Below are 26,594 nucleotides of genomic sequence, written 5' to 3'. Positions count from 1 at the left end.
AACCGGTCCGGCTCAGCCCTCCAGCTCGGCCTTCAGCATCTCCAGCTCCAGCCATTCGTCCTCGGCCTTGGCGAGCGCGGCGCGGGCGGCCTCGCTGTCGCGCGCGAGCTTGGCGAAGCGGTCCGGGTTGCGCGCGAACAGCGCCGGGTCGGCCATCTCGGCCTCCGCCCGGGCGATCTCCGCCTCGAGCCGGGCGATCTCCTTGGGCAGGGTCTCCAGCGCGAACTTCTGCTTGAAGGACAGCTTGGCGCTGCCCTGCGCGGGCGCGCGCGCCGCCGTCGCGCCGGCGGCGGCGGGGGCGGGCCGTGCGGCCTTCTCGGCCTTGCGGGCCTCGGCCTGCGCGCCGCGCTTCTGCGCCGCCATGTCGGTGTAGCCGCCGGCATATTCCAGCCAGCGCCCGTCGGCCTCGGGCGAGATGACGCCAGTCACCGTCCGGTCCAGGAAATCGCGGTCGTGGCTCACCAGGAGGACCGTGCCGGGGTAGTTGGCGATCAGCTCCTGGAGGAGGTCCAGCGTTTCCATGTCGAGATCGTTGGTCGGCTCGTCGAGGACGAGCACGTTGGCGGGCGTCGCCAGCGTCTTGGCCAGCAGCAGGCGGGCCCGCTCGCCGCCCGACAGGTTGCCGACGGGGGTGCGGATCTGCTCCGGCTGGAACAGGAAGTCCTTGAGATAGCCGGCGACGTGGCGCGGCTCGCCGTTGACCATGACCTGGTCGCCGCGCCCGTCCGTCAGCGCCTCAGCCACGGGCAGGTCGTCGCGCAGGCTCGCCCGCTTCTGGTCGAGGAAGGCGAGGTCGAGATTGGTGCCGAGGCGCACCGTGCCCGCGTCCGGCTCGGTCTCGCCGATCAGCATCTTCAGGAGCGTCGTCTTGCCGGCGCCGTTCGGGCCGACGAAGCCGACGCGGTCGCCGCGCTGGATGCGGGTCGAGAAGTTCTCCACCAGCACGCGCTCGCCATAGGCCTTGGCGATCCCCTTGGCCTCGATCACCAGCTTGCCGCTCTCGCGCGTGTCGCCGACCTGCATCTCCACCGTGCCGGTGGCGCGGCGGGTGTTCTTGCGGTCGGCGCGGAGCTGATGAAGGGCGGCAAGGCGCCGCTCGTTGCGCGTGCGCCGCGCGGTGACGCCGTAGCGCAGCCAATGCTCCTCGCGCACGATCTTGCGGTCGAGCTTCTGGAGGTCGCGCTCCTCCTCCTCCAGCACCTTGTCGCGCCAGGCCTCGAAGCCGCCGAAGCCCTGGTCCAGCCGGCGTGCGCGGCCGCGGTCGAGCCAGACGGTGGCGCGTGTCGTCCGCTCCAGGAAGCGGCGGTCGTGGCTGATGATGACCACGGCGGAGCGGATCGAGGCGACCTCCTCCTCCAGCCATTCGATGGTCGGCAGGTCGAGGTGGTTGGTGGGCTCGTCGAGGAGCACGATGTCGGGCTCGGGCGCCAGGACGCGGGCGAGCGCCGCGCGGCGCGCCTCGCCGCCCGACAGGTCGCCCGGCCGCGCGTCGGCACGAAGGCCCAGCCCCTCGATCAGGCGGGTGACGCGGTAGGGATCGTCCGCCGGCCCGAGGCCCGCCGCGACATAGGCCTCGACGGTGGGGGCGTCGCCGAAGTCCGGCTCCTGCGCGAGATAGCGGATCGTCGCCCCCGGCTGACGGAACACCTCGCCGCCGTCCGGCTCCACCGCGCCGGCCGCGATCTTGAGGAGGGTCGACTTGCCCGAGCCGTTGCGACCCACGAGGGCGATCCGGTCGCCCGGCAGGACGCCGAGCTCGACATCGGCGAGAAGGGGCGTGCCGCCGAAGGTCAGGCGCACGCCGTCGAGGCGAAGAAGCGGGGGAGGGGCCATGGCCGGCTTCTAGCCGATCGGTCCGACGCTTGAAAGATCGGCTTCGGGGTCGGGGAAATGCGAAAGGAGCCAGTCCCGGAAGAGTCGGACCTTGGGCGCGTTGCGTCGTCCCGGTGGATAGCAGAGCCAGTAGCCCCGTTCGCTCGCGCAGAGAATGTCGAACGGTTGGACGAGGCGGCCGGCGGCAAGGTCGTCGCGATAGAAGAACGGCGTGAGGACGGCGACCCCATGGCCGGCGACGGCCGCGATCGCCTCGAGATCCTGCCCGCCCATCTTGTGTCCGTCGTCCACCTCGAAGCCGGCACGCGTCACGCCCGCCTGCGCGAACCATTCATTCCACCAGGGATCGGTCGGATCGATCAGCGGATAGGCCAGTAGGTCCGACGGCTCGCGTAGCGGGAGGCCGGTTCGCGCTTCGAGGTCGGGATGCAGCATCGGCGTGAAGTCCGCGCGCAGGAGCTTGTGCGCGACGAGGCCCCGGCCTGGATGGAGGCCGCCACGAATCCCGACATCGACGGGTTCCTTCTCGAAGTCGCTGACGTCGCGGGTGGAATGGAGCCGCACGGCGATGGTCGGATGGGCCAGCTGGAATGCGTAGAGATGGCGCGCCAGCCAGCCGGTCGCGAAGGTCGGGATGACGCTGATCGTGAGAACCCCCGCGACGCCGCCTTTGGCCGCCTCGAACGATGCGGCGATGGTTTCGAACGCGTTCGTCGCATCGCTGCCCAATCGCTCCCCCGCTTCGGTCAGCGCCACCTGCCGCCGCCCACGCAAGAAGAGCGGCGCGCCGATGCGCTCCTCCAGAAGCTTGATCTGGTAGCTGACCGCGGCCTGGGTCATGCCGAGCTCCTCGGCGGCGCGAGTGAAGCTGAGGTGCCGTGCAGCCGCCTCGAAGGCGCGCAACGCGGACAAGGGCGGTAGCGAACGGGCCATGACGTATAAGGTCTCCTTATGCATCATGGCAGAGCTTCGATTGGATCGACAAGACGGAACGCGCCAGTCTTTCCTCGATCCCGAAACGTTCGAGAGCCACGAGATGAAGCACGTTCCGCCGAAGACGTTCGAGGACTGCGCTCACGTACCCGCGTCACCGACCGAAGCTCCGGCATGGCATCGGCGCCTGTCGGTTTGGTGGAGGGGGCTTGGCTGGGATCGAACCAGCTTACCCCCGACCCTCCGGTCCGATGTCGAGCGCGATCATCCCTCGGCCCGTCCGATCCGGGGCCGAGCCGTGTGGGAGAGGCGCCTCTAGCTTATCGGCAGGACGGGCCGACCACGGATGCCACGGGTCCTCGCCCGCAAGCCGATCACTCCGCCGGGGCGGCTTCCGGGGCTCCCTTGCCGAGCCTCTCCGCCGCCGCGAGGTCGCGCCGGAGCTGCTCCTCGCCCTCCGACTGGGGCTTGGAGAAGCGGGCGAGCGCGAGGTAGGCGACGGGCGTGAGGAACAGCGTCGCGATGGTGGCGAGGCCCAGGCCGCCGACGATGACGTAGCCGAGCGAGACGCGCGCCTCGGCGCCCGCCCCTTCCGAGAACACGAGCGGCACGCCGCCGACGATCGTCGCGATCATGGTCATCATCACCGGGCGAAGGCGGATGATCGCCGCTTCCTCGATCGCCGTGCGCACGTCGCGCCCTTCCTCGCGAAGCTGGTTGGCGAACTCCACGATCAGGATGCCGTTCTTGGCCATGATGCCGACCAGGAGCACCAGCCCGATCTGCGAATAGAGGTTTAGCGTCTCGCCGAAGAACTCCATGGCATAGACCGCACAGGCGACGCCGAAGGGCACGGTGGCGATGATGATGATCGCCGAGACAAAGCTCTCGAACTGGGCCGCCAGCACCAGGAACACGACCACGATGGCGAAGCCGAAGACGATCGTGAGGCCGCTCGACGTTTCCTCCAGCGTCGCCGCCTCGGCGAGCGGCACGAGGCGCACGGTGTCGGGCAGCCGGTCGGCGGCGAAGGCCTGCGCCTCGTCCCAGGCCTCGCGGATCGACAGGTCGTCGGGCAGATCGGCGGACAGGGCGACGGAGCGCGACTGGTCCTCGCGCGCCAGGGTCGGGGCGACCGCCTGCTCGCGGATCGTGGCGATCGAGGACAGGGGCACGAAGCGCCCGTCGCCGGTCTTCATGAAGATGTTGGCGAGGTCGCCCGGGTCGTTGATCGGCTGGGACGTGGAGACGACGTGGATGTCCACCGCGCGGTCGTCCACATAGGTCGTGCCGATCTCGCGCCCGTCGAGCAGCGCCTGGATGGCCGAGGCGAGGCCGTCGATATCGATGCCGAGGTCGGACGCGCGCGTGCGGTCGATCTCGACGGAGAGCTGCGGCTGCGTGGTGTCGAAGGCGAGCTGGACGCGCCCCCAGCGCCCGTCGGCGTTCATCGCCTCCTCGAGCGAGGTCGCCTCGTCCGACAGCATCTGGTAGGTGGGCCCGGCCAGCGCGAATTGCAGGCCCCGCCCGCCGCCGCGGATGCCGAGCGAGTTCGGCTGGATCGCGCGCGCCTGGACCCCGGGAATCTCGTCGAAGGCGCGGTTGAGCTCGGCCGCGATCTCCTGCTGCGTGCGCTCCCGCTCGCCCCAAGGCGCCAGGGTGAGGACCATGAAGGCGCTGTTGCCGGTGCCGGTGCCGATGCGCGCGAAGACGCCCGTCGCCTCGCCGCTCTCGACATAGGGCAGGACGATCTCCTCCACGCGCCGCATCTGCGTGTCGGTATAGTCGAGGCTCGCGCTCTGGGGCGCGGAGATCCGCATCAGCACGCTGCCGCGGTCCTCGTTCGGCGTGAGCTGCTGCGGCAGGTTCTGGAAGGTGACGATCGCCGCGCCCGCGAAGATGGCCGAGACCACCACCACGGCCAGCGGATAGGCGAGGGCCTTGCGCAGGCAGGCGGCATAGAGGGTGGCGAGCGCCCCGCCCAAGCGTCCGGCCGCGCGCTTCATCGGCCCCGGCCGCCGCTCGTCCGCCGCCTCGCCCAGGAGATGGGCGGCTAGCATCGGGCACAGCGTCAGCGCGATGAAGGCCGACAGCGTGACGGAGATGGCCAGCACGAAGCCGAACTCGCGGAACAGCCCGCCCGCGACGCCCGGCAGGAACGAGATCGGGATGAACACCGCCGCCAGCGTCGCGGTGGTGGAGATCACGGCGAAGAACACCTCGCGCGTGCCGATCACGCTGGCCGCGCGCACCGACATTCCGCGATTGCGCCAGCGGATGATGTTCTCGAGCACGATGATGGCGTCGTCCACCACCATGCCGGTCGCCAGCACCAGGGCGAGGAGCGTGATGATGTTGACCGAGAAGCCGACGAGATAGATGCCGGCCACCACGCCGATCAGGGCGATCGGGATGGTGAGGGTCGGGATCAGCGTGGCGCGGAAGTTCATCAGGAAGGCGTAGATCACCGCCACCACGATCAGGACCGCGAGCGCCAGCGTCAGCTCGACCTCGTGGATCGAGCCGTTGATGAAGGTCGCCTCGTCCGAGGTGACGATGACGCGCGTGCCCGGCGGCAGCGAGGCGTTGAGCTCCACCACGGCCGCGCGCACGCCTTCCGAGATCGCCAGCGTCGAGGATCCGGCCTGGCGGATCACGCCAAGCCCGATGCCGGTCTCGCCGTTGACGCGCGTCTTGGAGGCGGCCTCGTCCGGCCCGAAGCGAATGGAGGCGACGTCGCGCAGGCGCGTGTGCGCGTCGAGCGACACGGCGCCGAAGGCCTCGGGGGTCGACAGGCCGGCGTCGGCGCGCACGACGAGATTCTGGGTCGGGGATTCGAGCTGGCCCGCCGGCTGGTCGAAGGCGGCGTTGCCGAGGGCCGCGGACACGTCGGCGAGCGTCAGGCCGCGGGTCGCCAGTTCGTCGGGCCGCACGTCGACATAGATCAGCCGCTCGCGCTCGCCGGACAGGTCGACGTCGGCGACGCCCTCGACGGCCGCGACGCGGTCGGCGATGCGGTCGTCCACCAGGGTCGTGAGGTCCTCGATCGGCAGGGTCGAGGACAGGACCGCGAGGCGCATGATCGGGTCGGCGTCGGCATCCGCCTTCACGATGCGGGATTCGTCGGCGTCGTCGGGGAGCTGGTTGGCGATGCCGGCCACGGCGTCGCGCACGTCGCTGGCGGCGACGTTCAGGTCGGTGGAGCTGGTGAACTCGACGGTCACGCGGCTCTGGCCGAAGCGCGACGAGGACGAGATCGACGCGATGCCCGGCACGCGCGCCACCGCGCTCTCGATCGTGCTGGTGAGCTGCCGGTCCACCACCTCGGCCGACGCCCCCTGGAAGTTGGTGGTGACGGTGATGACCGGGCGGTCGACATTGGGCAGCTCGCGGATCTCGACCGCGTTGAAGGCGGCGAGACCGGCGACGATGATGAGGAGGTTCACGACGATCGTGAAGACCGGCCGCCGGATGAACAGCGAGGTGAGCGCCGTCATCCCGTCGGGCCGGCCCGCCCCCGCGCTCATCGGGCGGCCGCCTCGGCCGGCGGCGCCAGAAGCGTGCCGGCATCGGCCCGTCGCCCGGCGGGCGGGGACTCCGCGGTGGGCGGCCCCTCGTCGTCCGGCACCGCGTCGACGCCAGTGGTCTCGCGGACGCGGACCGAGCCGCCCTCGCGCAGGAGCTGCACGCCTTCGGTCACCACCGTGTCGCCGGCCTTCAGCGTATCCGAGGCGACCAGGACGGAATCGATGTTGCGCTCGATGATGGCGATCGGCGCCTTGCTCGTCCTGTCGTCCGCGACGACCCAGACGAAGGGGCCGGTGCGCTCCCACTGGACGGCGAGGGGATCCACGGCCACGAAGCTCTCGCCCTCGAAACCGATCTCGACCGAGAAGGAGAGGCCCGGGCGCAGCCGGTCGCCTTCGTTGTCGATGGTGGCCTCCGCGCGCAGGGTGCGGCTTGCCTGGTCGAGCCGGCTGTCCAGCGCGGTCACGACGCCCTGGTAGGTCTCGCCGGAACGGGTCGCCGGAACGGCGGTGATCGGCAATCCCACCGCGAGCTGCGTGGCGAACGCCTCGGGCGCGTCGAACAGGATGCGCAGCTTGGAGCGGTCGTCCACCGTCGCGATCAGGGTGGAGCTGTCCACCAGGGCTCCGATCTCGAGGTCGAGCAGCCCGACATGGCCGGCGATGGGAGCCGTGATGCTGCGTTTGGCGAGGGCGACTTCCGCTGCCCGGAGGTCCAGCGCCGCCGCATCGCGCGCCCGGCGCACCTCCTCGAGCTGCACGGAGGTGATGGAGGAGCCGGTGGCGGCCAGGGTCTCGTAACGGGACAACTGGTCCGTGGCTGTGGCGAGCGCGATGCGGGCGCGATCCACCGCGATCCGCTCCGCGTCGTCCTGAAGCTGGGCGAGGGTCGCGCCGGCCTCGACGGCGTCGCCCGATCGGAAGGACAGGGACTTCACGATCCCGGACGCGTCGGGGCGGACCGCCACGGTGCGCACCGCCTCGCCCGAGCCGATGGCGCGCAGCCGGTCGCGGGTCACCAGCGGGCGTGCGGTGGACACGGCGACGAGGGGTGTCTGTCGGCCGCCGCCTCGGCCCGCCGGCGTCGCACCAACCTTCGGCCCGTTGTCGGCGGGCGACAGCGCGGAGACCAGCGGATGCAGCGCCTCGGGAAGCCGGCCGTCCGCCAGAAGGAAGCGGCCGGGGGCGGGGGAGAGATACAGCCAGGCGCAGCCGGCGACCGCGATCAGGAGAAGTGTGACGGCGATCTGTCGAAGAGCAGCCATGAGACCCTTTGGATGGCGCGAAGTCCCTGTGCCCGAACGGCTGCCCCGGGGGACCGCTCGCTCCCCGTCAGGGAGCGCTCCGCGTCCTCGAAGCCGGCCCGTGCCGCCGGATGTCATCCGCCCGGTCGCTCCAAGCCCCTCGGATGATAGACGATGGATCGCGGCGCACCGCCATAAATTTTGGTAAGGAAACAGAACGACATCGTGACTGGACACGCACGAAGGCCCGCCGGTGGGGCGGGCCTTCGCGAAGCGGTGGTGTCGGCTGGTGCCGCTTACTGGGCGGCCGGGGCCGCCGGAACGTCGCCCGGGTTGCTCACGCGCATCTGGTCGCGGTTCTCCGCGTAGCTGTCGCGATTGTACTCGGGCGCGTTGCGGAGCTGATCCTGCGTGAACTGCGTGGTCAGCGTCAGCGAACCGCCGGAGTCGCGCATGAACTGGAGATTGTCCATCGCCACCGCGACCGGCTTGGCGCCGATCCCAAGGAAGCCGCCGACGTCCACGATCACCGCATCCACCTGACCCTCGGGCGTCAGCGCGATATCGCCGATCGAGCCGATGGTCTGGTTGTCCGGGCCGTAGACCGAGGTCCCGATCAGGTTGTCGGCGGTGAGGTCCGCGCCGGTCACAGGCGTCCCGACGTTCGCAGCCGGAGTGTTGCCGCTCGTCGAGGCCGTGGACTCGCCGCTCGTGGCCGCCATGCCGCCGGTCGCCGGGGCCGTGCCGCTCGCCGCCATGTCGGTGGTGCCCGCGGCCATTCCCGCCGTGCCGGCCGCCATGCCAGTAGTGGCGGTGCCGGCGGCGCCCATGTTGTCCGCGCCGGTGCCGGCTGCGGGCGTGGTGTTGGCGGCCATGGTCTGGTCGCGCTCCTCGAAGGCCGGTGCGTTCGAGAGCTGCTCCTTGGTCGCGGCCAACACCGCACGCGGCTCGCCGTCCGCGTTGGCGCTCATGGAGATGTTGTCGAACGGAACGCCGACATTCTTCTCGCCGATGCCGAGGAAGCCGCCGACACCCACGACGAAGCCCTCGACCTGCCCGTTAGCGGAGATCACCAGGTCGTTGATGTTGCCGATGTTGTCGGCATCGTCGGCCGGACCGGAATAGACGTTGTCGCCCACGATATCGTCCGACAGGAACTGGTCGTTGGCGAGCGTGGCGACGTAGTCGCCCGAGGCGCCCGGGGTGGAGGCCGCCGAGCCGGCCGGAGCCGTGGTGCTCGCCGCCATATCGGTGGTCGCGGCCGGAGCGGCCATTTCGGTACCCATGTTGCCGGACGCCATGTTACCCGAGGCCATGTTGTCCGTGGCCATCGTGCCCGAGCCGGCGGGCGCCGTGGTGTTGGCGGCCATGCCGCCGTTGGCGCCCGGCGCCATCGCGCCCGTGCCGCCGGCCGTGGTGTTCGCCGCGGCCTGCTCGTTCACGGCGAAGGCCGGGGCGGCGGCAAGCTCCTCGCGCGTCGCCGTCAGCACGGCGCGGGGCTGGTTGTTCTCGCCCGTGGTCCACTCGATCTTGCCGTAGGGGACGGCGACGGTCTTGGACTGGTCGCCCAGGAACGAGCCCGTATCCACCACGGCGGCGACGACGGTCCCGTCGGCGCTCACGATGAAGTTGTCGATCTCGCCGGCCGTCTCGGCATCGGCGGCGTTGGAGGCGTAGACCGTCTGGCCGTCGAGGTCGGTGACCAGGTGCTGGTCGGCGCCGAGGGACTGCATGTAGGCGATGTCCGCGGTCGCGGGCGCGGCGGCCGTATCGGCCTGCATGTCGCTGCCCGGCGCGGCGCCGGTCGTGTCGGTCGTGGGCGCCATCGTGCCCGTGGCGGGCGCGGCACCCATCGCGGGCTGCTCGCCCGGCGTGGTGGTCGTGGTCGTCTGAGCGAGGGTGCCGGTCGCGAGAACGGCGGCCATGGCCGTGGTGGCCAGGAGTGTGCGAACCATTGATATCTCCCCTGATTTCGATGGATGCGCGCGGCTATGCGGAGACGCCACGCGCATCAGATGATGGATGTTCAACCTGCGGGCGTTGCCAAGGTTCCGGGTGTGGATCGAAGAAACGCGAGCGTGATCTCAGGCGAACGCGATGACGCCGAAGAAAAGCAGAAGCAGAAAACCCACGAGCACGATCAGGATCAGAACCTTCGCGATGCCGGCCGAGGCACCGGCGACGCCCCGAAACCCGAGAAGGCTGGCGATCGCCGCCACCACGAGAAGAATGACGATCCATTCGATCATTGAAACACTCCACACGAACCAGACTTGGTATGGTGCGGAAACGGGGAGGCGCCGCCGGGGTTCCGGGCGGCGTGTGTCGGCCGCCGCCATTTTCGGCGCGCCGTGCCGCTCCATATGGCTGGCGACGCATCGCAAGGGAGCCGCGCGCCGTTCATGAGAGTCCACGCCATCCTCAACCGGCACGGCGGCACCCTGCGCACCACCGACCTCGATCTCCTGAGTTCGGCGATCCGCGGCGAGTTCCAGCTCCACGGGCACGAAATCGAGGTCGAACTCGTCGAGGGGCCCGAGATCGGCGACCGGATCGACGCGCAGGCGGGGCGCAAGGATCTCGACGTGCTGCTGGTGGGCGGCGGCGACGGCACCGTGTCATCGGCCGCGGCGGCGGTCGCGGGCTCGCCGATCGCGCTCGCCATCCTGCCGGCCGGCACCATGAACCTCTTCGCCCGGTCGCTCCAGATTCCGATGGGGCTCGACCCGGCAGTGAAGGCGCTGGCCAACGGCCGGGTGGTCGAGGTCGACATCGCCAGCGTCAACGGGCGCTATTTCGTGCATCAGTTCGCGGTCGGCATGCACGCCCGCATGGTGCGCACGCGCGAAAAGCTCGACTACCGCTCCCGCTTCGGCAAGATGTGGGCGAGCGTGCGCGCAGTGGTCACGGCGGCGAGCTCGCTGCCGACCGTCGCCCTGCGCATCGAGATCGACGGCCGGACGCAGGTGATCCGCACGCCGGCGGTCGCCATCTCCAACAACATCTACGGCGACGGGCATCTGCCCTATGCCGACGACCCGCGCGGCGGAAAGCTCGGCATCTACATCATGCACGCGAACAGCCGCGTGGCGGTTCTGAAGCTGACGATCGACATGATGCGGGGAGCCTGGAAGGACAAGGGCAACCTCACCGTGCTGACTGCCGACGAACTGGTGATCGAGCATCGGCGATCGAAAAGCCGCAACCGCGCGGTGATGGACGGCGAATTGCGCAGCCTCGACAGGCGGTCGGAAGTGCGCATCCATCCGCGCGGCTTGAAGGTGCTGGTCCCGGACGAAGCCTCGTTCTAGGCGCCCGCAACGAAAAAAGGGCGCGGCCTGTGCCGCGCCCCCCGTCTCAGATCTCGCCCGGCCGCCGATCGGGCGGGGCGTCTCCACCGTGATCGCTCGCGTCGTCGTAGTCGTGGCCGCCCTCCGCCAGGAGCGTCAGCGCCTCGAAGAAGCGCCGCTCGATGGTCTCGTAGGCGGCGGCGGGTTCGTCCCCGCGCTCGCGCACCAGATCGTCGAACGCGTCCTGGATCGCCTGCCGCTTGTCGCGGTCGGGCAGCGTCGGGTCGGCGAGGATCGCCGTGAGGCGTTCGTCGTGGCCCGAGAATTCCGCCCCGGAACTCGACGGGACGTCCATGGGGTCGTCGGTCACTCCGCTCATCGTCGTCGGTCCGCGGGACGCGTCAGTTTTGCGGCTGGGTGCCGGGGGCAGGGGTGCCCGGCGTGACCACGCCCGTCTGCGAGTTGTCCGGCGTCGCCGGGGCGGCGGTCGTGCCGGAGGCCTCGACCCCGCCGATGTTCTCGTCGGGAAGGCTCATCCCGTAGATCTGCAGGCCGATGAAGACGACGAGGCACAGGGCGAGGCCCGCGATCAGCACGTAGAGCACCGGGCGCCCCGTGCGCCCCTGCCGGGCCTTGTCGGTTCTCAGATCAGCCATGATGAAACTCCCCTGTACGCGCCTCTGCGCTCTTGATCCCGATAACGGCACGACCGGCCCAAACGATCCCGCGCCCCAGGTGAATTCCCGTCACATGAACAGGAGGCCGCAAACGCGAGCGGCGCGCCCGTCGCCGGGCGCGCCGCCGAAGGTCCTGCACGCAACCTCAGCCTCGGTCGTTTCCGTCCCGGACCGTCTGGACGACCCGGAAAAGGCCCCATGCCGAAGCCAGTGCCACCGGCACCAGAAGCAGCGACTTGCGCCGCCGAACGCTGCGGAACAGGAGCGGCATGTTCGACACTGCCGCAATGGACGCGATGGAGGCCACGTCCCGCTGCATCCGATCGGCCGCCCGCTGCCGCGGGGGACGCCGCGCGATCAGCAGGAAAACGTAGACGCCGATCAGGATCACGAGGCAGCCCACGGCGAAACCGATCGCGGTGGCCAGCACGCCGAAGCTCTGGGCGATCCATACGAACAGCGCCAGGAGCAGGAAGAACAGGAGAGCCAGCGCGAACACCGCCATGATCGCGTAGATCACGGCGATCGTCCGCAACCGGGCAATATAGATCGACGCCTCGCCCGTCAGCATCTTGGTGATGAGCTGGAAGACCATCGAAGCGACGGTCAGTTCTTGAAGAGGCGGGCGTAGACGTAGCCGACCGCGGCCGCGATCAGGATGCTCTTGATCGGCTCGGCACGCACGCGCTCGCTGATCTCCTCCTCGAACTCGCCGACCGTCTCCTGCGCCTGCCGGAAGTAGCGCTCGCCCTCGTCGCGCAGCGCGTAGGCCTGCGCGCGGGCGCTCTCGGCGCGGCTGCCGGCCATCGACTTCAGCGTCTCCGTGACGCCTGCCACGTCCTCCCGCAGCTTGGCGATCTGCGCTTCGAGCTCGGCGCGGTCCGGGCCGTTACCGCCTTCGGCCGAGAACTCGTTGGGCGTGGTGTTCGACATGGGAGCTGGTCCTTTCACGTTGGACGGGGCAGGCTCGCCACCCCTTGGATGCGGAAGTCGTTTGCCCGGCGGCGGGTTCCCGCCTCAGGCGGCGGGGGCGACGCCGATGATCTGCGAGGAGATGGAGTCCGGGCCGAACTCGCCGTCCCCCTCGATGCCGAGAAGGTCGGCCATCCGCGTGCGGGCCCGCGACACGCGGCTCTTGATGGTGCCGACGGCGCATTTGCAGATTTCGGCCGCCTCCTCGTAGGAGAAGCCGGATGCGCCGATCAGGATCAGCGCCTCGCGCTGGTCGTCGGGAAGCTGGTCCAGCGCCTTGCGGAAATCCTGCAGGTCGAGGTGGCCCTGCTGCTCGGGATGGCCGGCGAGCTGCATCGCGTGGATGCCGTCCACATCCTGCACCTCACGGCCCTTCTTGCGCATCTGCGTGTAGAACTCGTTGCGCAGGATGGTGAAGAGCCATGCCTTGAGGTTGGTGCCGGGCTGGAACGTGTGCTGCTTGTCCCATGCCTTCACCAGCGTCTCCTGCACCAGGTCGTCGGCGCGGTCGAAGGAGCCCGCGAGCGACGCCGCGAAGGCGCGCAGGTTCGGAATGATGGCGACGAGCTCGCTACGGAAATCGGTGTCCTGTGCCATGTGGCTCAGTTCCCTTCCCTCGGCTTGGACTTGGCCTCGGCCGCGTCCAGGGCGTCGAGGAGCGACATGAACCGATCGGGCACGGGTTCGCTCGCGACGTCGTCGTAGTAGGCCTTCAGGCGGCGGCCGATGGCGGATGTCGATCCCAGATCGGCCGGCCGGCTGGTCGAGGCGTCCGTTTCCTGTGTGTCGGGCATGACGGTGCCTTTGTTCCTGCGGTCTTCCATTCCACCTCTCGCCCTGCCGGCCTTCACGCCCGTCCCCCAGACGCATGCTGCGCTAGATGTGGGACCGTGGCCCATTCGCAAGTGCGTCCCGGGCGAGCCGGAAATGTTGTGTTCGAAGGTCTAGCGTTTCGCGCCTCTTGCCTTACTTAGGGCCGGGTGCGCGAAGTCCACAGGGTGCCGACGTTTCAGTCGCCGCTCCTTCCGGGGTCGACTTTCGGTGCCGCACAGACAAGCTCAGGACCGGGCCGAAAGCCCGGGCAAGAAACGAGGGAATGTTCATGTCGATGTCCTCGCGCATTGCGCCGCATATCCCGTATCTCCGGCGGTATGCTCGCGCATTGAGCGGTTCTCAGTCCTCCGGCGACGCCTATGTCGCGGCGGTTCTCGAGGCATTGATCGCCGAGCCCAGCCTGTTCGACACGCAGGAGAGCCCGCGGATCTCGCTCTACAAGCTGTTCTCCTCGCTCTGGCAGTCGGTCGAGGTGAACGTGCGCGAGGACGCCCCGGTCTCCGCCTGGGAGGAGAAGGCCTCGCGCAACCTGCGCGGCATCTCCCCGCTGCCGCGTCAGGCGTTCCTGCTGGTGGCCGTGGAAGGCTTCACCACGGAGGAGGCCGCCCATATCCTCGGCGTCGGGGAGAGCGACTTCTCCGAGCTGATCGGCCAGGCCAGTGCCGACATCGGCCGTCAGGTCTCGACCAACATCATGATCATCGAGGACGAGCCTCTGATCGCGATGGACATCGAGCAGATGGTGGAGAGCCTCGGCCACGGCGTGACCGGCATCGCGCGCACCCACAAGGAGGCGATCGCGCTGTTCGAGCAGCAGAAGCCGGGCATGGTCCTCGCCGACATCCAGCTCGCGGACGGCTCGTCGGGTATCGACGCGGTGAACGACATCCTGGCCAAGGTGTCCGTGCCGGTGATCTTCATCACCGCCTTCCCGGAGCGGCTCCTCACCGGCGAGCGGCCGGAGCCCACCTTCCTGGTCACCAAGCCGTTCAACCCCGACATGGTGAAGGCCCTGATCAGCCAGGCGCTGTTCTTCGAGACAGAGCGCGAGGCCGCCTGACGCGACGCGCTTGATCGCGCGGGCCCTCCGGCCTTCGGCCGCGGCCCCGCGACGCGGGAACCGCTTGCGGGCCCGCTCCGTTGCCGCCTAGTGACGAGCAGAAGGCTTACCGGAATGACCCGCAGGCCTCGGAAAGGTCCGCCCGACATGACCGGAAGGCTCAACGGAAACCGCTCGGGCGCCCGTTTCGACCCTGCCTTCCCGGTCGGCTCGGAACGTGCCGCCCGGCTCGCTCCAGCATCCGCCCCGCCTGCGACGGGTGCGGCGTCATGGTAGCCTACAAGGCGCTGAAGGCGGTCGCCAACACCGAGATGACCCTGTTTGCGCAGGATCTCGAACTTCGCTATCTCTGGCTGTTCAACGCGAAAGGGTCCTGGCTCGCGGACGCGCGCAATGGGGATTGCGACCACGATTTCTTGCCCGCGCCCGCCGCCGAGAAGGCGAGGGCGATCAAGGCGGAGACCTTGAAGACGGGCGCGCCCGTTCGCTTCGAGCTGCCCGTGGCGAGCGGCGACACGATGCGGTGGTTCGACGTGCGGGTGGACGTCGACCGCGACGACGACGGCACCGTGATCGGCCTCATCGGCACCTCCGTCGAGATCACCGACCAGAAGCGACGCGAGGATACGCTGAAGACCCTGCTCCGCGAGGTCTCGCACCGGTCCAAGAACCTTCTCGCCATCATCCAGAGCCTGGCCAGCCAGACCGCGCGCCATTCCGTCACCGTGCCCGAATTCCTGGTGAGGTTTCGCGGGCGCATCCAGTCGTTGGCCTCGTCCCAGGACATCGTGACCGATACGGACTGGCGGGGGGCCGACCTCTTCAGCCTCGTGACCCTGCAGGTCGAACGCTACGCGCCGGACGGCATGGACCAGATCCGCTTCGAGGGCGTCGACGTCTACCTGACGCCCACCGCCGCCCTGCATGTCGGGTTGGCGCTTCACGAACTTGCCGTCAACGCGGCCTCCTACGGCGCGCTGTCGGTACCCGGCGGGCGGGTCGAGATCGTCTCGCGCCTCGAAACGCGGGAGGGGCAGACCTCGCTCGTCCTGCGCTGGCGTGAGTCCGACGGTCCGCGCGTGCGCGTCGACTACGACCCGCGCTTCGGCACCTCGACCCTGGAGCGTATCGTTCCGAACTCCGTGGGGGGCGAGGCGGCCCTGGAGTACCAGCCGGACGGAATCCGGTACTGGCTGCGCGTGCCGCGAAACCAGTTCGAGCTGGTGGACGGCTGAGGCTCGGCGAAACCGGCTCGTATTGGCCCTGCAACATCCGCGACATCGGCAACACATCGCAACCTGCGATTGCCTTCCGCCAGATACTTCGGGAACCGCACGCGCTGGTTCCGGGTTGTCGAAGGCGAAAGGATTGCCGCCATGGAACACGTCGCCGCCCTGCTCCTCCTCGTCGGCTGCACGCCGGACTCGTCCGTCTGCACCGAGATCCCGGTGCCCCAGCCCATCTATCGCGGCCTGGAGGAATGCGAGGCTGCCAAGCCCCTGGCGATGCGCCTCTCGGGAACCTACGACCGTCGCGTGATGGCGAGTTGCACGGGGCTGACGCAGGCGGAGCTCGATGGATCGGCCTCGGTGGAATGGGCGGTGAACCGCGCGGGGGATCTCGCGGTCAAGCTCGACGCCGCGCCGCAGCTCGTCGCGTCCCGTTGAGACCCGTGCGGCCGTCTGGACGCCGGTCGGGCCCGTGCTATTTAGGCGTTACGGGACATTCAGTTAGTTTGGGAAGCATCTGATGAAATCGATGATCTTGGCCGCCGTGGCGGCAAGCACGCTGGCTCTCGCGGGCTGCCAGTCGGTCGATCGCAACGTCGCCATTCCGGCCGGCATCGGCGCCTTGGGCGGCGCGGCGGTGGGCGCCGGTATCTCGGGCAACGCCCGCGGCGCGCTGATCGGCGCGGCGGTGGGCGGTGCGGGTGGTGCGTTGCTCGGTGCGGCGACCAACCGCCCCGGCCAGTGCGTCTACCGCGACGGGCGCGGCCAGCGCTATTACGCCGACTGCCCGGCCGGCTACTGAGCAAGGCCCTATCCCACGGCCCGCCGGTTCTCCCGAACCGGCGGGCCTTTTCTTGCAATCCGACCGGACGGGACGAGCGATGAGCGGAACCAACGCCAAACGGAGCCCCGGCCGGGTCGCGACCTGCCTCCTCCTGGCCCTCGCGCCGGCAAGCCTCTCGGGCTGCCAGTCGGATCTGCTTCCGGCCGTGTTCGGCTTCGGGTCGGGCGGCGTATCCGCCTACGCGCCGGGCACCCTGCCGGAGATCACCGCCCATCCCGGCGACCGGCTGATCGGCCGATCGGGCACCGATCGCGGCCGCTGCATCTTCGAGAACGCCGCGGGCAACCGGTTCCGCGCCGACTGCCCGGAGGGCTTCTCGTTCTAACGTCCCGTTTCGGGCGCGTCGGCATCGAGGCCGGCGGCGAGCGCGACGAAGGCCTTGCGGAAGGCGCCGCCGGTTTCCACCGGTTCGGCGAACTCGAGGCGATCCACGAGCGAGCCGGCGACGAGTTCGAAGCCGCGCCGGTCCAGCGTCGCGATTCGCCATCCACTCTCCGCCCGGCCTCGCCGCGCCATCAGGCGGTCGAGCACGTCCGCATGGTCCTCGTTCATGTGATCCACCACCCGCCGTTCGGCGGCGAGGACGTCCGGCGCGACGCTGTCCGTCACGTCGTCGGCCCCCAGCGGATAGGCGCGTGCGAACCCCGCGTTCAGGAAAGCCGAGGTCACCGTCACGCGAAAGAATGCGAAGTCGGCGAACTGTCCGTAGTGCGAGGCGGCGGGATGGTGCGCCGTGAAGCGGCGCGACAGACGCTCGTGCTCCGGTGCCTCGCGGCCGATCGGCGGCGAGGCGGTGCCCGCGATGGACAGGCGCGGTTGGTTCATCGGATCGCCGGCGCCGGCCTCGCCCGCCAGGAGCGACAGGCGCGGATCGGCCGCCAGCGCCCGCGTATGCGCCGAAAGCTGCGACAGGAGTAGGATGGGGCTCGCGTCGAAGTCGGCCGCCAGCGCGACACGGCTGGCCATCGGCGCGCCGGTGGTTGGATCGAGCCACCCGAGTGCCGCGTGCCGGGTCGTCCGCAGGAGGCGCCGCGCCAGGGCCCGTGCCTCCTCGTCGGCGACGAGATAGGGGGTCGCGGCGGCCGGCGGCGTGTCCGTCATCTGCCCTGCACCTCCCATCCGCGCCGCAAATCCCCTATCTCCGGCGCACGGGGCAGGCAAGCCGCCCACCGCAAACGAGAGAGTGACGATGTCCGAGGACCAGAAGAGCCGAATTCTGGGGATGCTGCGCGAACTGCCGGCGCCCGGCGGCGGAGACGTCGTGTCGCGCAAGATGGTGTCGGACATCTTCGTGGCCGACGGTAGGGCCTTCTTCTCGATCAGCGTACCGGCCGCCGAGGCCGAGCGGTTCGAGGGGCTGCGCCGCGAAGCCGAGCGTCGCGCCGCCGAGGTGCCGGGCCTGTCGAGTGCCATGGTGGCGCTGACCGCCGAGCGGCGGGGCGGGGGCGTCGACGCGTCGCCGCCGGATCGGCGTCCCCCCGCGCCGAAGGCCCCGCCGGCCCCCGCCGCGCGCCCCGCGCCGCCGCGTCCGTCCCGGCAGGGCGTGCCCGGTGTCGAGCGCATCGTCGCCGTGGCCAGCGGCAAGGGCGGGGTCGGAAAGTCCACCACGGCGGTGAACCTGGCGCTCGGCTTCCAGGCGCTCGGCCTGCGCACGGGCCTGCTCGACGCCGACATCTACGGACCCTCCGTGCCGCGCCTTCTGGGGCTTCGGGGACGGCCCGAACTGGAAGGCGGTCGCACGATGCGGCCGATGGAGGCGTTCGGGCTCAAGGCGATGTCGATGGGCTTCCTGGTAGAGGAGGACACGCCGATGATCTGGCGCGGACCCATGGTCATGTCCGCGCTCAACCAGATGCTGCGCGAGGTCGCCTGGGCGCCGCTCGACATCCTGGTGGTGGACATGCCGCCCGGCACCGGCGACGCCCAGCTCACCATGGCCCAGCAGGTGCCGCTGGCCGGCGCGGTGATCGTCTCGACGCCGCAGGACCTCGCGCTGATCGACGCGCGCAAGGGGCTTGCCATGTTCCGCAAGGTCGAGGTGCCCGTGCTCGGCATCGTGGAGAACATGAGCTACTTCGTCGCGCCGGACACCGGCCGCCGATACGATATCTTCGGCCATGGCGGCGCGCGTGCGGAGGCCGAGCGCCTCGGCGTGCCGTTCCTGGGCGAAGTGCCGCTGGAGATGGCGATCCGCGAGGGTTCGGACGCGGGCCTCCCCGTGATGGCCGCGCAGCCGGACGGTCCGCACGCACGTGCCTACGCCGCGATCGCCGAGAAAACCCTCTCGTCAATCGAGGCAGCCGATTCGACCGTTGGCAAGGCACCTACAATCCTTTTTGAGTGAAAACGCGAAAAACGCGCTTGCGTCGCGACCTAATCGTGGTCGAAATGTGCGCTTCCGGCGGCAATGCAGCCGTCTTAGGCACGTTCATGGGAGAACGCGTTTCATGGGTCTGACCAAGAAGCTCCTGGCGGCGACGGCGATCGTCCTCGCGCTCGGCTCGGCCGCCTCGGCCAAAACCTTCGTCTTCTGCTCCGAAGGATCGCCCGAGGGCTTCGATCCCGGCCTCTACACCGCGGGCACCACGTTCGACGCCTCGGCCCACCCGATCTACAACCGGCTGGCCGAGTTCAAGAAAGGCACGACCGAGACCGAACCCGGCCTCGCGGAGAGCTGGGACGTCTCCGACGACGGCATGCAGTACACGTTCAAGCTGCGTCCGGGCGTCAAGTTCCACTCCAACGCCTCGTTCACGCCGATGCGCGAGATGAACGCCGACGACGTGGTGTTCTCGTTCGACCGCCAGGGCAACGCCGAGAACCCGTGGCACCAGTACGTCTCGGGCGCGTCGTGGGAGTACTATGCTTCGATGTCGATGCCCGACATCGTTAAGTCAGTCGAGAAGGTGGACGACATGACCGTCCGCTTCACGCTGAGCGAGCCTTATGCGCCGTTCATCGCCAACCTCGCGATGCCCTTCGCCTCGATCATGTCGAAGGAATACGCCGACAAGCTGGCCGAGGCCGGCAACCAGGCGCAGCTCAACCAGCAGCCGATCGGCACCGGGCCGTTCCAGTTCGTGGCCTACCAGCCCGACGCCGTGATCCGCTACCAGGCCTTCGCCGACTACTGGGGCGGCAAGCAGCCGATCGACGACCTCGTCTTCGCCATCACCAAGGAGGCCTCCGTCCGCCAGCAGCGCCTGGCCGCCGGCGAATGCCACCTGATGGCCTATCCGAACCCGGCTGACGTGGCCTCGCTCCAGCAGAACGCCGACCTCAAGGTCGACGAGCAGGAGGGCCTCAACGTCGGCTACTTCGCCTACAACACCAAGCAGGCGCCGTTCGACAAGCCGGAGGTCCGCAAGGCTCTGAACATGGCGATCGACAAGGACGCCATCATCGAGGCCGTCTACCAGGGCGCCGGCGAGAAGGCCAAGGCGCCGATCCCGCCCACCATGTGGAGCTACAACGACCAGCTCAAGGACGACCCCTACGATCCCGAGGCGGCCAAGAAGATGCTCCAGGACGCGGGCGTCACCGACCTGTCGATGAAGATCTGGGCGATGCCCGTGTCGCGCCCCTACAACCCCAACGCCGCGCGCATGGCCGAGCTGATCCAGTCCGACTTCGCCAAGGTCGGGGTCAAGGCCGAGATCGTATCCTACGAGTGGGGCGAGTACCTGGAGCGTTCCAAGGCCGAGGACCGCGACGGCGCGGTGCTGCTCGGCTGGACCGGCGACAACGGCGACCCGGACAACTTCCTGGCCGTGCTCCTCGGCTGCGACGGCGTCGGCGGCGCCAACCGCGCGCAGTGGTGCAACGAGGACTTCAACAAGCTGGTCCAGGAGGCCAAGACCAAGTCCACCCAGGAGGAGCGCGCCAAGCTCTACGAGCAGGCGCAGGTGATCTTCAAGGAGCAGGCCCCCTGGGCCACGATCGCCCACTCGGTGGTCTACGTTCCGATGCGCAAGAACGTCACCGGCTTCGTCCAGAGCCCGCTCGGCGACTACACGTTCGACGGCGTCGACATCACCGAGTAAGGCGCGGCGTCATCGTCGGGAAGGGGAGCGGCCGAGCGCCGTTCCCCTTTTCGTTTGGCCGAACCTGGCGATTTTGCTAGAGAATTCGGCTTCGGCCGCGCAGCGCGGCACCAGGACCTCCAAGGGCCTCACCCATGTTCCGCTTCATCGTTGCGCGCCTCGGCGTCCTCGTTCCGACCTTCGTCGGCGTGGCGATCGTCGCCTTCTCCTTCATCCGTCTCCTGCCCGGCGACCCGGTCACGCTGATGGCCGGCGAGCGCGGCATCTCGCCGGAACGCCACGCCCAGCTCACGGCGGCGCTCGGCTACGACCAGCCGCTGCCGATCCAGTTCTGGCACTATCTCGTGGGCCTGTTCGGCGGCGACTTCGGCACCTCGATCGTCACGCGCCGCCCGGTGCTCACCGAGTTCCTGACGCTGTTTCCGGCGACCGTCGAACTGTCGCTCTTCGCCATCCTGATCGCGGTGCTCCTCGGCGTGCCGGCCGGCGTCTTCGCCGCCGTGAAGCGCGGGTCCTGGCTCGACCAGACCATCATGGGCACGGCGCTCGTCGGCTATTCCATGCCGATCTTCTGGTGGGGCCTCCTCCTCATCATCTTCTTTTCCGGCACGCTCGGCTGGACGCCGGTCTCGGGCCGCATCTCGCTGCTCTACTTCTTCCCGCCGGTCACCGGCTTCATGCTGATCGACAGCCTCCTGTCCGGGCAGGCGGGCGCGTTCAAGTCGGCGATCAGCCACCTGATCCTGCCGGGCGTGGTGCTCGCCACGATCCCGCTCGCCGTGATCGCCCGCCAGACCCGCTCGGCGATGCTGGAGGTGCTGAGCGAGGACTACGTGCGCACGGCGCGCGCGAAGGGGCTGCGACCCGGCCGCGTGGTCGGCATCCACGCCCTGCGCAACGCGCTGATCCCCGTGGTCACCACGATCGGCCTCCAGATCGGCGTGATGATGGCGGGCGCCATCCTGACGGAGACGATCTTCTCCTGGCCCGGCATCGGGAAGTGGATGGTGGATTCGGTGTTCCGGCGCGACTACCCGGTCGTGCAGGGCGGCCTTCTGCTGATCGCCATCGTGGTGATGGTGGTGAACCTCGTGGTCGATCTTCTCTACGGCCTCATCAATCCCCGCGTCCGGGCCCGATAGGAGAGCACCCATGTCCCATGTGGAAGCCCAGCAGTCGGAAGCGGGCGTCGGCTCGGTGATCCCCGACCGCGTTCCCGAGACCGGCCAGCGCCGACGGATGCTGTCGGAGTTCTGGTACTACTTCTCCGTCAATCGCGGCGCCGTCGCCGGTCTCGTGGTCTTCGCGCTGGTGGTTCTGGTGGCGGTGCTCGCCCCCGTGATCGCGCCGCACGACCCGGTGGCGCAGAACCGCGGCGCCCTGCTGATGCCGCCCGTGTTCATGGAGGGCGGGCAGTGGACCTATCTCCTGGGTACCGACGCCGTGGGGCGCGACATCCTCTCGCGCCTGATCTACGGCGCGCAGTACTCGCTGTTCATCGGAACGTTCGTGGTGATCCTCGCCGTGTCCACCGGCATCGTGATCGGCCTCGTCGCCGGCTATTTCCGGGGCTGGGTGGACACGGTGATCATGCGCGTGATGGACGTGATCCTCGCCTTTCCCTCGCTGCTGCTCGCCCTGGTGCTGGTGGCGATCCTCGGGCCGGGCCTCGTCAACGCGATGATCGCGATCGCCCTGGTGCTCCAGCCGCATTTCGTGCGCCTGACCCGCGCCTCGGTGATGGCCGAGAAGGAGCGCGAATACGTGACCGCCGCACGCGTCGTGGGCGCGGGGCCGATCCGGCTGATGTTCCGCACCATCCTGCCCAATTGCCTGGGGCCGTTGATCGTGCAGGCGACCCTGTCCTTCTCCAACGCCATCCTCGACGCCGCGGCGCTCGGCTTCCTTGGTCTCGGCGCTCAGCCCCCGACGCCCGAATGGGGCACCATGCTGGCCGAGGCGCGCGAGTTCGTGCTGCGAGCCTGGTGGGTCGTGACCTTCCCGGGTCTCGCGATCCTGGTCACCGTGCTCGCCATCAACCTGATCGGCGACGGCCTGCGCGACGCGCTCGACCCGAAGATGCGCCGGAGCTGAGCCCATGAGCCTCCTCGAAATCCGCAACCTCACCGTTTCCTTCGACACGGCCTCCGGCCCGTTCAAGGCGGTGGACGGCATCGATCTGCACGTCGACAGCCGCGAGGTGCTCGCCATCGTCGGCGAGTCCGGCTCGGGAAAGTCGGTCGGCATGTTGGCCACGATGGGCCTCCTGCCCAAGACCGCCACGGTCACGGCCGACCGCCTGACCTTCGAGGGCCGCGATCTCCTGACGCTCTCCGGGCGCCAGCGCCGCGAGATCGTCGGCCGCGACATCTCGATGATCTTCCAGGAGCCGATGGCGAGCCTCAACCCGTGCTTCACGGTGGGCTTCCAGCTCACCGAGACGCTGCGCTTCCACCTCGGGCTCGGCCGGGCGGAGCGGCGCCGGCGCGCGCTGGAGCTCCTGGAGGCGGTCGGCATCCCCGACCCGGCGGGGCGCATGTCGAGCTTCCCGCACCAGATGTCGGGCGGCCAGTGCCAGCGCGTGATGATCGCCATGGCCATCGCCTGCAACCCGAAGCTCCTGATCGCCGACGAGCCGACCACGGCGCTCGACGTGACGATCCAGAAGCAGATCCTCGACCTTCTCGTCGGCCTCCAGCGCGAGCACGGCATGGGCCTCATCATGATCACCCACGACATGGGCGTGGTGGCCGAGACGGCGCACCGCGTCGTCGTGCAGTACAAGGGCCGCAAGATGGAGGAGGCGGGCGTGCTCGAGCTCTTCGAGAACCCGAAGAACTCCTATACCCGCGCCCTGCTTTCGGCCCTGCCGGAGAACGCCACCGGCGATCGCCTGCCCACGGTCGCCGATGCCATGGCGCTGGAGGCGGCGCGATGAGCCTGGTTCTGGAGGCGCGCGGGATCAAGCGCGACTACTTCGTGCCGCAGGGCCTGTTCTCGGCGCCCAAGGCGATCCAGGCGGTCAAGGGCGTGAGCTTCTCCGTGGAGCGGGGCAAGACGCTGGCGATCGTCGGCGAATCGGGCTGCGGCAAGTCCACGCTCGCCCGTATCCTGACCTTGATCGACGCACCCACGGCGGGCGAGCTGTTCATCGACGGGCAGCCGATGCGCATCGACCGCGGCGTGACGCGCGACATGCGTCGCAAGGTGCAGATGGTGTTCCAGAACCCCTACGGCTCGCTGAACCCGCGCCAGAAGGTCGGCGACGTCCTGATGGAGCCGCTGGCGCTCAACACCGACATGCCCACCGCCGAGCGGCGCGAACGGGCCATGGCGATGCTGGTCAAGGTCGGCCTCGGCCCGGAGCACTTCAACCGCTATCCGCACATGTTCTCCGGCGGCCAGCGCCAGCGCATCGCGATCGCCCGCGCGCTGATGCTCAACCCGAGCCTCCTGGTGCTGGACGAGCCGGTCTCCGCGCTCGACCTTTCGGTCCAGGCGCAGATCCTCAACCTCCTCGCCGACCTCCAGGACGAGTTGAGCCTCACCTACGTCTTCATCAGCCACGACCTCTCGGTGGTGCGCTACATCGCCGACACGGTGATGGTGATGTACTACGGCGAGGTGGTGGAATACGGCCCGCGCGACGAGGTGTTCAGCGCGCCGTCGCACGACTACACGCGCAAGCTCTTCGCCTCGACGCCGCGCGCCGACGTGGACAGCATCCGCCGCCGGGTCGCCGCGCGCGCCTGAGGGCGCGGCTGGGTCAGGCGAACAGGCTCCAGAGCCGGTGGGCGTCGATCTTGCCGAGGAGGCGCCCGCGCTCGGCCACCACCACGTCGCCCCGACGCAGCGTCGGCAGGACCTCGACCAGCCGCGTGCCCGTCTGCACGAGGCCGGCGAAGCCCGCCGCCTCGTCGGCGGGGGTGATCGGCGCCATCACGTCCTCCGCGAGGAGGAAGCCCACGGGGTTGAGCTCCGACAGGAGCGCGGCGACATGGTCGGTGGCGGGCTGCAGGACCAGCTCGCGCGGCGGTCCCGCCTGCACCAGCCGCCCGTTGTCGAGGACCGCGATCCGGTCGCCGACGCGCATCGCCTCGGCCGGATCGCAGCTCGTCAGGATCACGGTCTTGCCGGTTCGCTCGCGCAGCCGCCTGAGGGCGGCGACCAGCGACGGATCGCGCCAGGCGTCCGGCGTGTCGAGCGCGCCGTCGAGAAGCAGCACGGGCTCGGGGCCGAGCGCGGCGACCAGAAGCTGAAGATGCGAGCGCAGGCCCGGCCCCAGCGCCTCCACCGGCGCGCCGGCGGCGTCCCGCAGGCCCGCATTGGCGAGTTCGAGCACCGCGCGCGGCGCCCGGTCGCGGCGTGGCGTGCCGAGCGCGGCGAGCGCCGCCTCCACCGCCGCCGCCACCGTGCGCCGCGGCGCGAGGCGGACGGGGGAGGAGCGGTGGGCGACGGTCGCCTCGGCGTGGCGCCGGAGGTGCTTCGGCGTCGCGGTGGCGAGCTCGAAGGCACCGCGCCCGGTGAGGAAGGAGGCCGAACCGCGCGCGATCGGCGCGGCGCCCGCGAGCGCCGCCACGAGGCTCGACTTGCCGGAGCCCGATCCGCCGAGCAGCACCAGGATCTCCCCGGAGGCGATGTCGAGATCGACGTCGATCAGGGCCACCGCGCCTTCGCCCGAGACGCGGATCGCATGGTGGCTTTCGCCCGCGTCGGCCCGGCGGAGCGCGGCGCCGGGGTGGCGGCCATGGACGACGGCGAGGCGGCGGATGCTGATCTGCGGGGTCATGCGGCGGGCTTATGCGCCAGCGTCGGGGCGGGTGCAAGCGCGCGGGCGCCCGCTGCGCATTCGATGAATTCGGTGTCATGAACCTGTTGTAACTCGACCGGCTCCGACGGCGGGCGCACGCTCCCGTTCGGCGCACCAAGCCACGACCGCCGGACCCTTCGCCCGGCCTTCAGGCGACTTGGGATCGATGGCGCCGATCGAACCAGGAGCAGAGCCATGAAGTCCCTTCTGACAACCGTCCTCGTCCTCGCCGGCTCGCTCGGCGCCGCCTCCGGTGCGATGGCGGCCACGCACGCGGTCCGCCAACCCGTCCCCCACCCGGTGGAACACGCGCGCGCGGCTCCCACGAAGGTGATGAGCGAGAAGCCGAATGCCGATCCGGGCCTTACCGGCGTCTTCCAGGCGTCCGACGGCGTCATCTACGCGCCCACCGTCAACGATCCCCGGATCCACGGTCTGCCCGAATACTGACCGACGCCGCCCGTGCGGCGGGACCGCGCGTTCTCCCCGCGCGGTCTTCGCGTTTTAGGCGTAGGGTGTCCCGGCCAACCCCTGCGGAGGACGATCGATGGCCGAGGATATCCTGCTCTACACCAACCCCATGTCGCGCGGGCGGATGGCGCGCTGGATGCTGGAAGAGGTCGGCCGGCCCTACCGCGTCGAGGTGCTCGACTACGGCACCACGATGAAGGCGCCGGCCTATCTCGCGGTGAACCCGATGGGCAAGGTGCCGGCGATCGTCCACGACGGCGCCGTGGTCACCGAAGCGGCCGCGATCTGCGCCTATCTCGCCGACGCCTTTCCCGAAGCCGGGCTCGTGCCGGCGGCCGGCCCGGCGCGCGCGGCCTACTTCCGCTGGCTGTTCTTCGCCGCCGGCCCGCTGGAGGCGGCCGTGACCAACCGCGCGCTCCAGGTCGACGTGCCGGCCGACAAGTCCGCCTTCGTCGGCTACGGCTCGTTCGGGCGGGTGATGGACGTCCTGGAACAGGCCGTCTCGCGCGCCGACTACGTGGCCGGGGACCGGTTCAGCGCGGCCGACGTCTATGTCGGCTCCCACATCGGATACGGGCTGCATTTCGGCAGCATGGAACGGCGCCCGGCCTTCGAGCGGTACGACGAGCGGCTGGCCTCGCGGCCGGCCTTCCAGCGGGCCGCCGAGGCGGACGATCGGCTGATGGCGGAGGCGCCGGGCGGGGCGGCTTGAGCGGGCCGCGCGCAAGTGCAAACCACTGGCAGGTAGGGGATCCGAGAACTTTTCCGTTGCGGGAAAATGGGGCTTCGGCTACCCATGCGCCCATGAACCACGCACGCAACCACAC

28 protein-coding genes are annotated in these 26,594 nt (G+C 69.6%); 14 read left to right on the top strand and 14 right to left on the bottom strand.

The annotated features are described in order from the left end of the window. Positions 1 to 12 precede the first annotated feature (12 nt). The 6 genes from D3218_RS07595 to D3218_RS07570 form a co-directional block, all read right to left on the bottom strand. Positions 13 to 1,833, bottom strand: coding sequence for an ABC-F family ATP-binding cassette domain-containing protein (locus D3218_RS07595; protein ID WP_119539284.1), 1,821 nt, complete (start codon positions 1,831 to 1,833; stop codon positions 13 to 15). A gap of 9 nt (positions 1,834 to 1,842) precedes the next feature. Continuing rightward, complete coding sequence (locus D3218_RS07590; RefSeq protein ID WP_119539283.1) at positions 1,843 to 2,766, bottom strand: LysR substrate-binding domain-containing protein; 924 nt, start codon at positions 2,764 to 2,766, stop codon at positions 1,843 to 1,845. Between the two features lie 374 nt (positions 2,767 to 3,140). After that, positions 3,141 to 6,293: an efflux RND transporter permease subunit gene (locus tag D3218_RS07585; RefSeq protein WP_119539282.1), complete on the bottom strand. Its 3,153-nt coding sequence runs from the start codon at positions 6,291 to 6,293 to the stop codon at positions 3,141 to 3,143. Further along, complete coding sequence (locus D3218_RS07580; RefSeq protein ID WP_119539281.1) at positions 6,290 to 7,558, bottom strand: efflux RND transporter periplasmic adaptor subunit; 1,269 nt, start codon at positions 7,556 to 7,558, stop codon at positions 6,290 to 6,292. The genes D3218_RS07585 and D3218_RS07580 overlap by 4 nt, the downstream gene beginning before the upstream one ends. Before the next feature lie 275 nt (positions 7,559 to 7,833). Next, positions 7,834 to 9,492: a PRC-barrel domain-containing protein gene (locus D3218_RS07575; protein WP_168990439.1), complete on the bottom strand. Its 1,659-nt coding sequence runs from the start codon at positions 9,490 to 9,492 to the stop codon at positions 7,834 to 7,836. Between the two features lie 129 nt (positions 9,493 to 9,621). Beyond that, complete coding sequence (locus D3218_RS07570) at positions 9,622 to 9,786, bottom strand: DUF1328 domain-containing protein (protein WP_119539279.1); 165 nt, start codon at positions 9,784 to 9,786, stop codon at positions 9,622 to 9,624. A gap of 153 nt (positions 9,787 to 9,939) precedes the next feature. On the opposite strand from D3218_RS07570, the gene D3218_RS07565 reads away from it, so the two are divergent. Next, entirely contained in the window at positions 9,940 to 10,848 is a 909-nt protein-coding gene (locus D3218_RS07565; protein WP_119539278.1) for a diacylglycerol/lipid kinase family protein, read from the top strand. Between the two features lie 46 nt (positions 10,849 to 10,894). Here the strand turns inward: D3218_RS07565 and D3218_RS07560 are convergent, their stop codons facing one another. The 6 genes from D3218_RS07560 to D3218_RS07535 form a co-directional block, all read right to left on the bottom strand. After that, on the bottom strand, positions 10,895 to 11,206 hold the full coding sequence (locus D3218_RS07560) for a hypothetical protein (protein WP_136625063.1): 312 nt from the start codon (positions 11,204 to 11,206) through the stop codon (positions 10,895 to 10,897). Between the two features lie 22 nt (positions 11,207 to 11,228). Beyond that, positions 11,229 to 11,483, bottom strand: coding sequence for a hypothetical protein (locus D3218_RS07555; RefSeq protein WP_119539276.1), 255 nt, complete (start codon positions 11,481 to 11,483; stop codon positions 11,229 to 11,231). Positions 11,484 to 11,649: 166 nt separating this feature from the next. Next, positions 11,650 to 12,099: a hypothetical protein gene (locus D3218_RS07550; RefSeq protein WP_119539275.1), complete on the bottom strand. Its 450-nt coding sequence runs from the start codon at positions 12,097 to 12,099 to the stop codon at positions 11,650 to 11,652. A gap of 11 nt (positions 12,100 to 12,110) precedes the next feature. Further along, positions 12,111 to 12,437 carry an ElaB/YgaM/YqjD family protein gene (locus D3218_RS07545; RefSeq protein ID WP_119539274.1) on the bottom strand — a complete coding sequence of 109 codons (327 nt, stop codon included), beginning with the start codon at positions 12,435 to 12,437 and terminating at the stop codon, positions 12,111 to 12,113. An 84-nt stretch (positions 12,438 to 12,521) separates the two neighbouring features. Next, complete coding sequence (locus D3218_RS07540; protein WP_061936461.1) at positions 12,522 to 13,073, bottom strand: sigma-70 family RNA polymerase sigma factor; 552 nt, start codon at positions 13,071 to 13,073, stop codon at positions 12,522 to 12,524. 5 nt (positions 13,074 to 13,078) lie between these two features. Continuing rightward, positions 13,079 to 13,270 (bottom strand): NepR family anti-sigma factor, encoded by a 192-nt coding sequence (locus D3218_RS07535; protein ID WP_119539351.1) that lies wholly within the window; start codon positions 13,268 to 13,270, stop codon positions 13,079 to 13,081. A 308-nt stretch (positions 13,271 to 13,578) separates the two neighbouring features. Between D3218_RS07535 and D3218_RS07530 the strand changes: the two genes are divergently transcribed. The 5 genes from D3218_RS07530 to D3218_RS07510 all read left to right on the top strand — a co-directional run bounded on the left by D3218_RS07530 (position 13,579) and on the right by D3218_RS07510 (position 16,768). Further along, positions 13,579 to 14,370: a response regulator gene (locus D3218_RS07530; protein ID WP_061936513.1), complete on the top strand. Its 792-nt coding sequence runs from the start codon at positions 13,579 to 13,581 to the stop codon at positions 14,368 to 14,370. A 269-nt stretch (positions 14,371 to 14,639) separates the two neighbouring features. Then, positions 14,640 to 15,605 (top strand): sensor histidine kinase, encoded by a 966-nt coding sequence (locus tag D3218_RS07525; protein ID WP_119539273.1) that lies wholly within the window; start codon positions 14,640 to 14,642, stop codon positions 15,603 to 15,605. A 141-nt stretch (positions 15,606 to 15,746) separates the two neighbouring features. Continuing rightward, positions 15,747 to 16,037, top strand: a complete 291-nt coding sequence (locus D3218_RS07520) for a hypothetical protein (protein WP_119539272.1) — start codon at positions 15,747 to 15,749, stop codon at positions 16,035 to 16,037. Positions 16,038 to 16,119: 82 nt separating this feature from the next. Then, on the top strand, positions 16,120 to 16,401 hold the full coding sequence (locus D3218_RS07515; protein WP_245414956.1) for a glycine zipper domain-containing protein: 282 nt from the start codon (positions 16,120 to 16,122) through the stop codon (positions 16,399 to 16,401). 79 nt (positions 16,402 to 16,480) lie between these two features. Then, positions 16,481 to 16,768, top strand: coding sequence for a hypothetical protein (locus tag D3218_RS07510; RefSeq protein WP_119539270.1), 288 nt, complete (start codon positions 16,481 to 16,483; stop codon positions 16,766 to 16,768). Here the strand turns inward: D3218_RS07510 and D3218_RS07505 are convergent. Next, on the bottom strand, positions 16,765 to 17,544 hold the full coding sequence (locus D3218_RS07505) for a HugZ family pyridoxamine 5'-phosphate oxidase (protein ID WP_168990438.1): 780 nt from the start codon (positions 17,542 to 17,544) through the stop codon (positions 16,765 to 16,767). The two genes, D3218_RS07510 and D3218_RS07505, sit on opposite strands and share 4 nt — an antisense overlap. An 88-nt stretch (positions 17,545 to 17,632) precedes the next feature. On the opposite strand from D3218_RS07505, the gene D3218_RS07500 reads away from it, so the two are divergent. The 6 genes from D3218_RS07500 to D3218_RS07475 all read left to right on the top strand — a co-directional run bounded on the left by D3218_RS07500 (position 17,633) and on the right by D3218_RS07475 (position 24,239). Further along, the gene (locus tag D3218_RS07500) at positions 17,633 to 18,787 is read left to right on the top strand and encodes an Mrp/NBP35 family ATP-binding protein (protein ID WP_119539268.1); all 1,155 of its coding nucleotides are present in this window, start codon (positions 17,633 to 17,635) and stop codon (positions 18,785 to 18,787) included. 103 nt (positions 18,788 to 18,890) lie between these two features. After that, positions 18,891 to 20,486 (top strand): ABC transporter substrate-binding protein, encoded by a 1,596-nt coding sequence (locus D3218_RS07495; protein ID WP_119539267.1) that lies wholly within the window; start codon positions 18,891 to 18,893, stop codon positions 20,484 to 20,486. A gap of 134 nt (positions 20,487 to 20,620) precedes the next feature. After that, entirely contained in the window at positions 20,621 to 21,628 is a 1,008-nt protein-coding gene (locus D3218_RS07490) for an ABC transporter permease subunit (protein ID WP_119539266.1), read from the top strand. 97 nt (positions 21,629 to 21,725) lie between these two features. Further along, entirely contained in the window at positions 21,726 to 22,580 is an 855-nt protein-coding gene (locus tag D3218_RS07485) for an ABC transporter permease subunit (RefSeq protein ID WP_245414965.1), read from the top strand. A 4-nt stretch (positions 22,581 to 22,584) separates the two neighbouring features. Beyond that, positions 22,585 to 23,424: an ABC transporter ATP-binding protein gene (locus D3218_RS07480; RefSeq protein ID WP_119539264.1), complete on the top strand. Its 840-nt coding sequence runs from the start codon at positions 22,585 to 22,587 to the stop codon at positions 23,422 to 23,424. Next, entirely contained in the window at positions 23,421 to 24,239 is an 819-nt protein-coding gene (locus D3218_RS07475; protein WP_119539263.1) for a dipeptide ABC transporter ATP-binding protein, read from the top strand. Before D3218_RS07480 ends, D3218_RS07475 begins: the two co-directional genes overlap by 4 nt. A 13-nt stretch (positions 24,240 to 24,252) precedes the next feature. Here D3218_RS07475 and D3218_RS07470 read toward each other — a convergent pair whose 3' ends face one another. Next, on the bottom strand, positions 24,253 to 25,275 hold the full coding sequence (locus D3218_RS07470) for an ATP-binding cassette domain-containing protein (RefSeq protein WP_119539262.1): 1,023 nt from the start codon (positions 25,273 to 25,275) through the stop codon (positions 24,253 to 24,255). A 216-nt stretch (positions 25,276 to 25,491) separates the two neighbouring features. Here D3218_RS07470 and D3218_RS07465 point away from each other — a divergent pair, with 216 nt between their 5' ends. Together D3218_RS07465 and D3218_RS07460 are read left to right on the top strand one after the other, a co-directional pair. Then, positions 25,492 to 25,746 (top strand): hypothetical protein, encoded by a 255-nt coding sequence (locus tag D3218_RS07465; protein WP_119539261.1) that lies wholly within the window; start codon positions 25,492 to 25,494, stop codon positions 25,744 to 25,746. Positions 25,747 to 25,843: 97 nt separating this feature from the next. Further along, positions 25,844 to 26,479, top strand: a complete 636-nt coding sequence (locus D3218_RS07460) for a glutathione S-transferase family protein (RefSeq protein WP_119539260.1) — start codon at positions 25,844 to 25,846, stop codon at positions 26,477 to 26,479. Positions 26,480 to 26,594 lie beyond the last annotated feature (115 nt).

Origin of the sequence: Aureimonas flava, from assembly GCF_003583935.1 — a bacterium.
GTDB lineage: Bacteria > Pseudomonadota > Alphaproteobacteria > Rhizobiales > Rhizobiaceae > Aureimonas > Aureimonas flava.
Note: the sequence above shows the minus strand (reverse complement) of the source record. Positions and strands in the feature narration are given on the sequence as shown.

Coding starts and splice junctions, on each gene's coding strand:
- D3218_RS07475 (WP_119539263.1), top strand. CDS start 23,421: ATGAGCCTGGTTCTGGAGGCGCGCGGGATCAAGCGCGACTACTTCGTG.
- D3218_RS07595 (WP_119539284.1), bottom strand. CDS start 1,833: ATGGCCCCTCCCCCGCTTCTTCGCCTCGACGGCGTGCGCCTGACCTTC.
- D3218_RS07570 (WP_119539279.1), bottom strand. CDS start 9,786: ATGATCGAATGGATCGTCATTCTTCTCGTGGTGGCGGCGATCGCCAGC.
- D3218_RS07525 (WP_119539273.1), top strand. CDS start 14,640: ATGGTAGCCTACAAGGCGCTGAAGGCGGTCGCCAACACCGAGATGACC.
- D3218_RS07470 (WP_119539262.1), bottom strand. CDS start 25,275: ATGACCCCGCAGATCAGCATCCGCCGCCTCGCCGTCGTCCATGGCCGC.
- D3218_RS07480 (WP_119539264.1), top strand. CDS start 22,585: ATGAGCCTCCTCGAAATCCGCAACCTCACCGTTTCCTTCGACACGGCC.
- D3218_RS07585 (WP_119539282.1), bottom strand. CDS start 6,293: ATGAGCGCGGGGGCGGGCCGGCCCGACGGGATGACGGCGCTCACCTCG.
- D3218_RS07505 (WP_168990438.1), bottom strand. CDS start 17,544: ATGACGGACACGCCGCCGGCCGCCGCGACCCCCTATCTCGTCGCCGAC.
- D3218_RS07460 (WP_119539260.1), top strand. CDS start 25,844: ATGGCCGAGGATATCCTGCTCTACACCAACCCCATGTCGCGCGGGCGG.
- D3218_RS07545 (WP_119539274.1), bottom strand. CDS start 12,437: ATGTCGAACACCACGCCCAACGAGTTCTCGGCCGAAGGCGGTAACGGC.
- D3218_RS07465 (WP_119539261.1), top strand. CDS start 25,492: ATGAAGTCCCTTCTGACAACCGTCCTCGTCCTCGCCGGCTCGCTCGGC.
- D3218_RS07540 (WP_061936461.1), bottom strand. CDS start 13,073: ATGGCACAGGACACCGATTTCCGTAGCGAGCTCGTCGCCATCATTCCG.
- D3218_RS07575 (WP_168990439.1), bottom strand. CDS start 9,492: ATGGTTCGCACACTCCTGGCCACCACGGCCATGGCCGCCGTTCTCGCG.
- D3218_RS07555 (WP_119539276.1), bottom strand. CDS start 11,483: ATGGCTGATCTGAGAACCGACAAGGCCCGGCAGGGGCGCACGGGGCGC.
- D3218_RS07590 (WP_119539283.1), bottom strand. CDS start 2,766: ATGGCCCGTTCGCTACCGCCCTTGTCCGCGTTGCGCGCCTTCGAGGCG.
- D3218_RS07500 (WP_119539268.1), top strand. CDS start 17,633: ATGTCCGAGGACCAGAAGAGCCGAATTCTGGGGATGCTGCGCGAACTG.
- D3218_RS07550 (WP_119539275.1), bottom strand. CDS start 12,099: ATGGTCTTCCAGCTCATCACCAAGATGCTGACGGGCGAGGCGTCGATC.
- D3218_RS07490 (WP_119539266.1), top strand. CDS start 20,621: ATGTTCCGCTTCATCGTTGCGCGCCTCGGCGTCCTCGTTCCGACCTTC.
- D3218_RS07510 (WP_119539270.1), top strand. CDS start 16,481: ATGAGCGGAACCAACGCCAAACGGAGCCCCGGCCGGGTCGCGACCTGC.
- D3218_RS07560 (WP_136625063.1), bottom strand. CDS start 11,206: ATGAGCGGAGTGACCGACGACCCCATGGACGTCCCGTCGAGTTCCGGG.
- D3218_RS07565 (WP_119539278.1), top strand. CDS start 9,940: ATGAGAGTCCACGCCATCCTCAACCGGCACGGCGGCACCCTGCGCACC.
- D3218_RS07520 (WP_119539272.1), top strand. CDS start 15,747: ATGGAACACGTCGCCGCCCTGCTCCTCCTCGTCGGCTGCACGCCGGAC.
- D3218_RS07515 (WP_245414956.1), top strand. CDS start 16,120: ATGAAATCGATGATCTTGGCCGCCGTGGCGGCAAGCACGCTGGCTCTC.
- D3218_RS07485 (WP_245414965.1), top strand. CDS start 21,726: ATGCTGTCGGAGTTCTGGTACTACTTCTCCGTCAATCGCGGCGCCGTC.
- D3218_RS07580 (WP_119539281.1), bottom strand. CDS start 7,558: ATGGCTGCTCTTCGACAGATCGCCGTCACACTTCTCCTGATCGCGGTC.
- D3218_RS07530 (WP_061936513.1), top strand. CDS start 13,579: ATGTCGATGTCCTCGCGCATTGCGCCGCATATCCCGTATCTCCGGCGG.
- D3218_RS07495 (WP_119539267.1), top strand. CDS start 18,891: ATGGGTCTGACCAAGAAGCTCCTGGCGGCGACGGCGATCGTCCTCGCG.
- D3218_RS07535 (WP_119539351.1), bottom strand. CDS start 13,270: ATGCCCGACACACAGGAAACGGACGCCTCGACCAGCCGGCCGGCCGAT.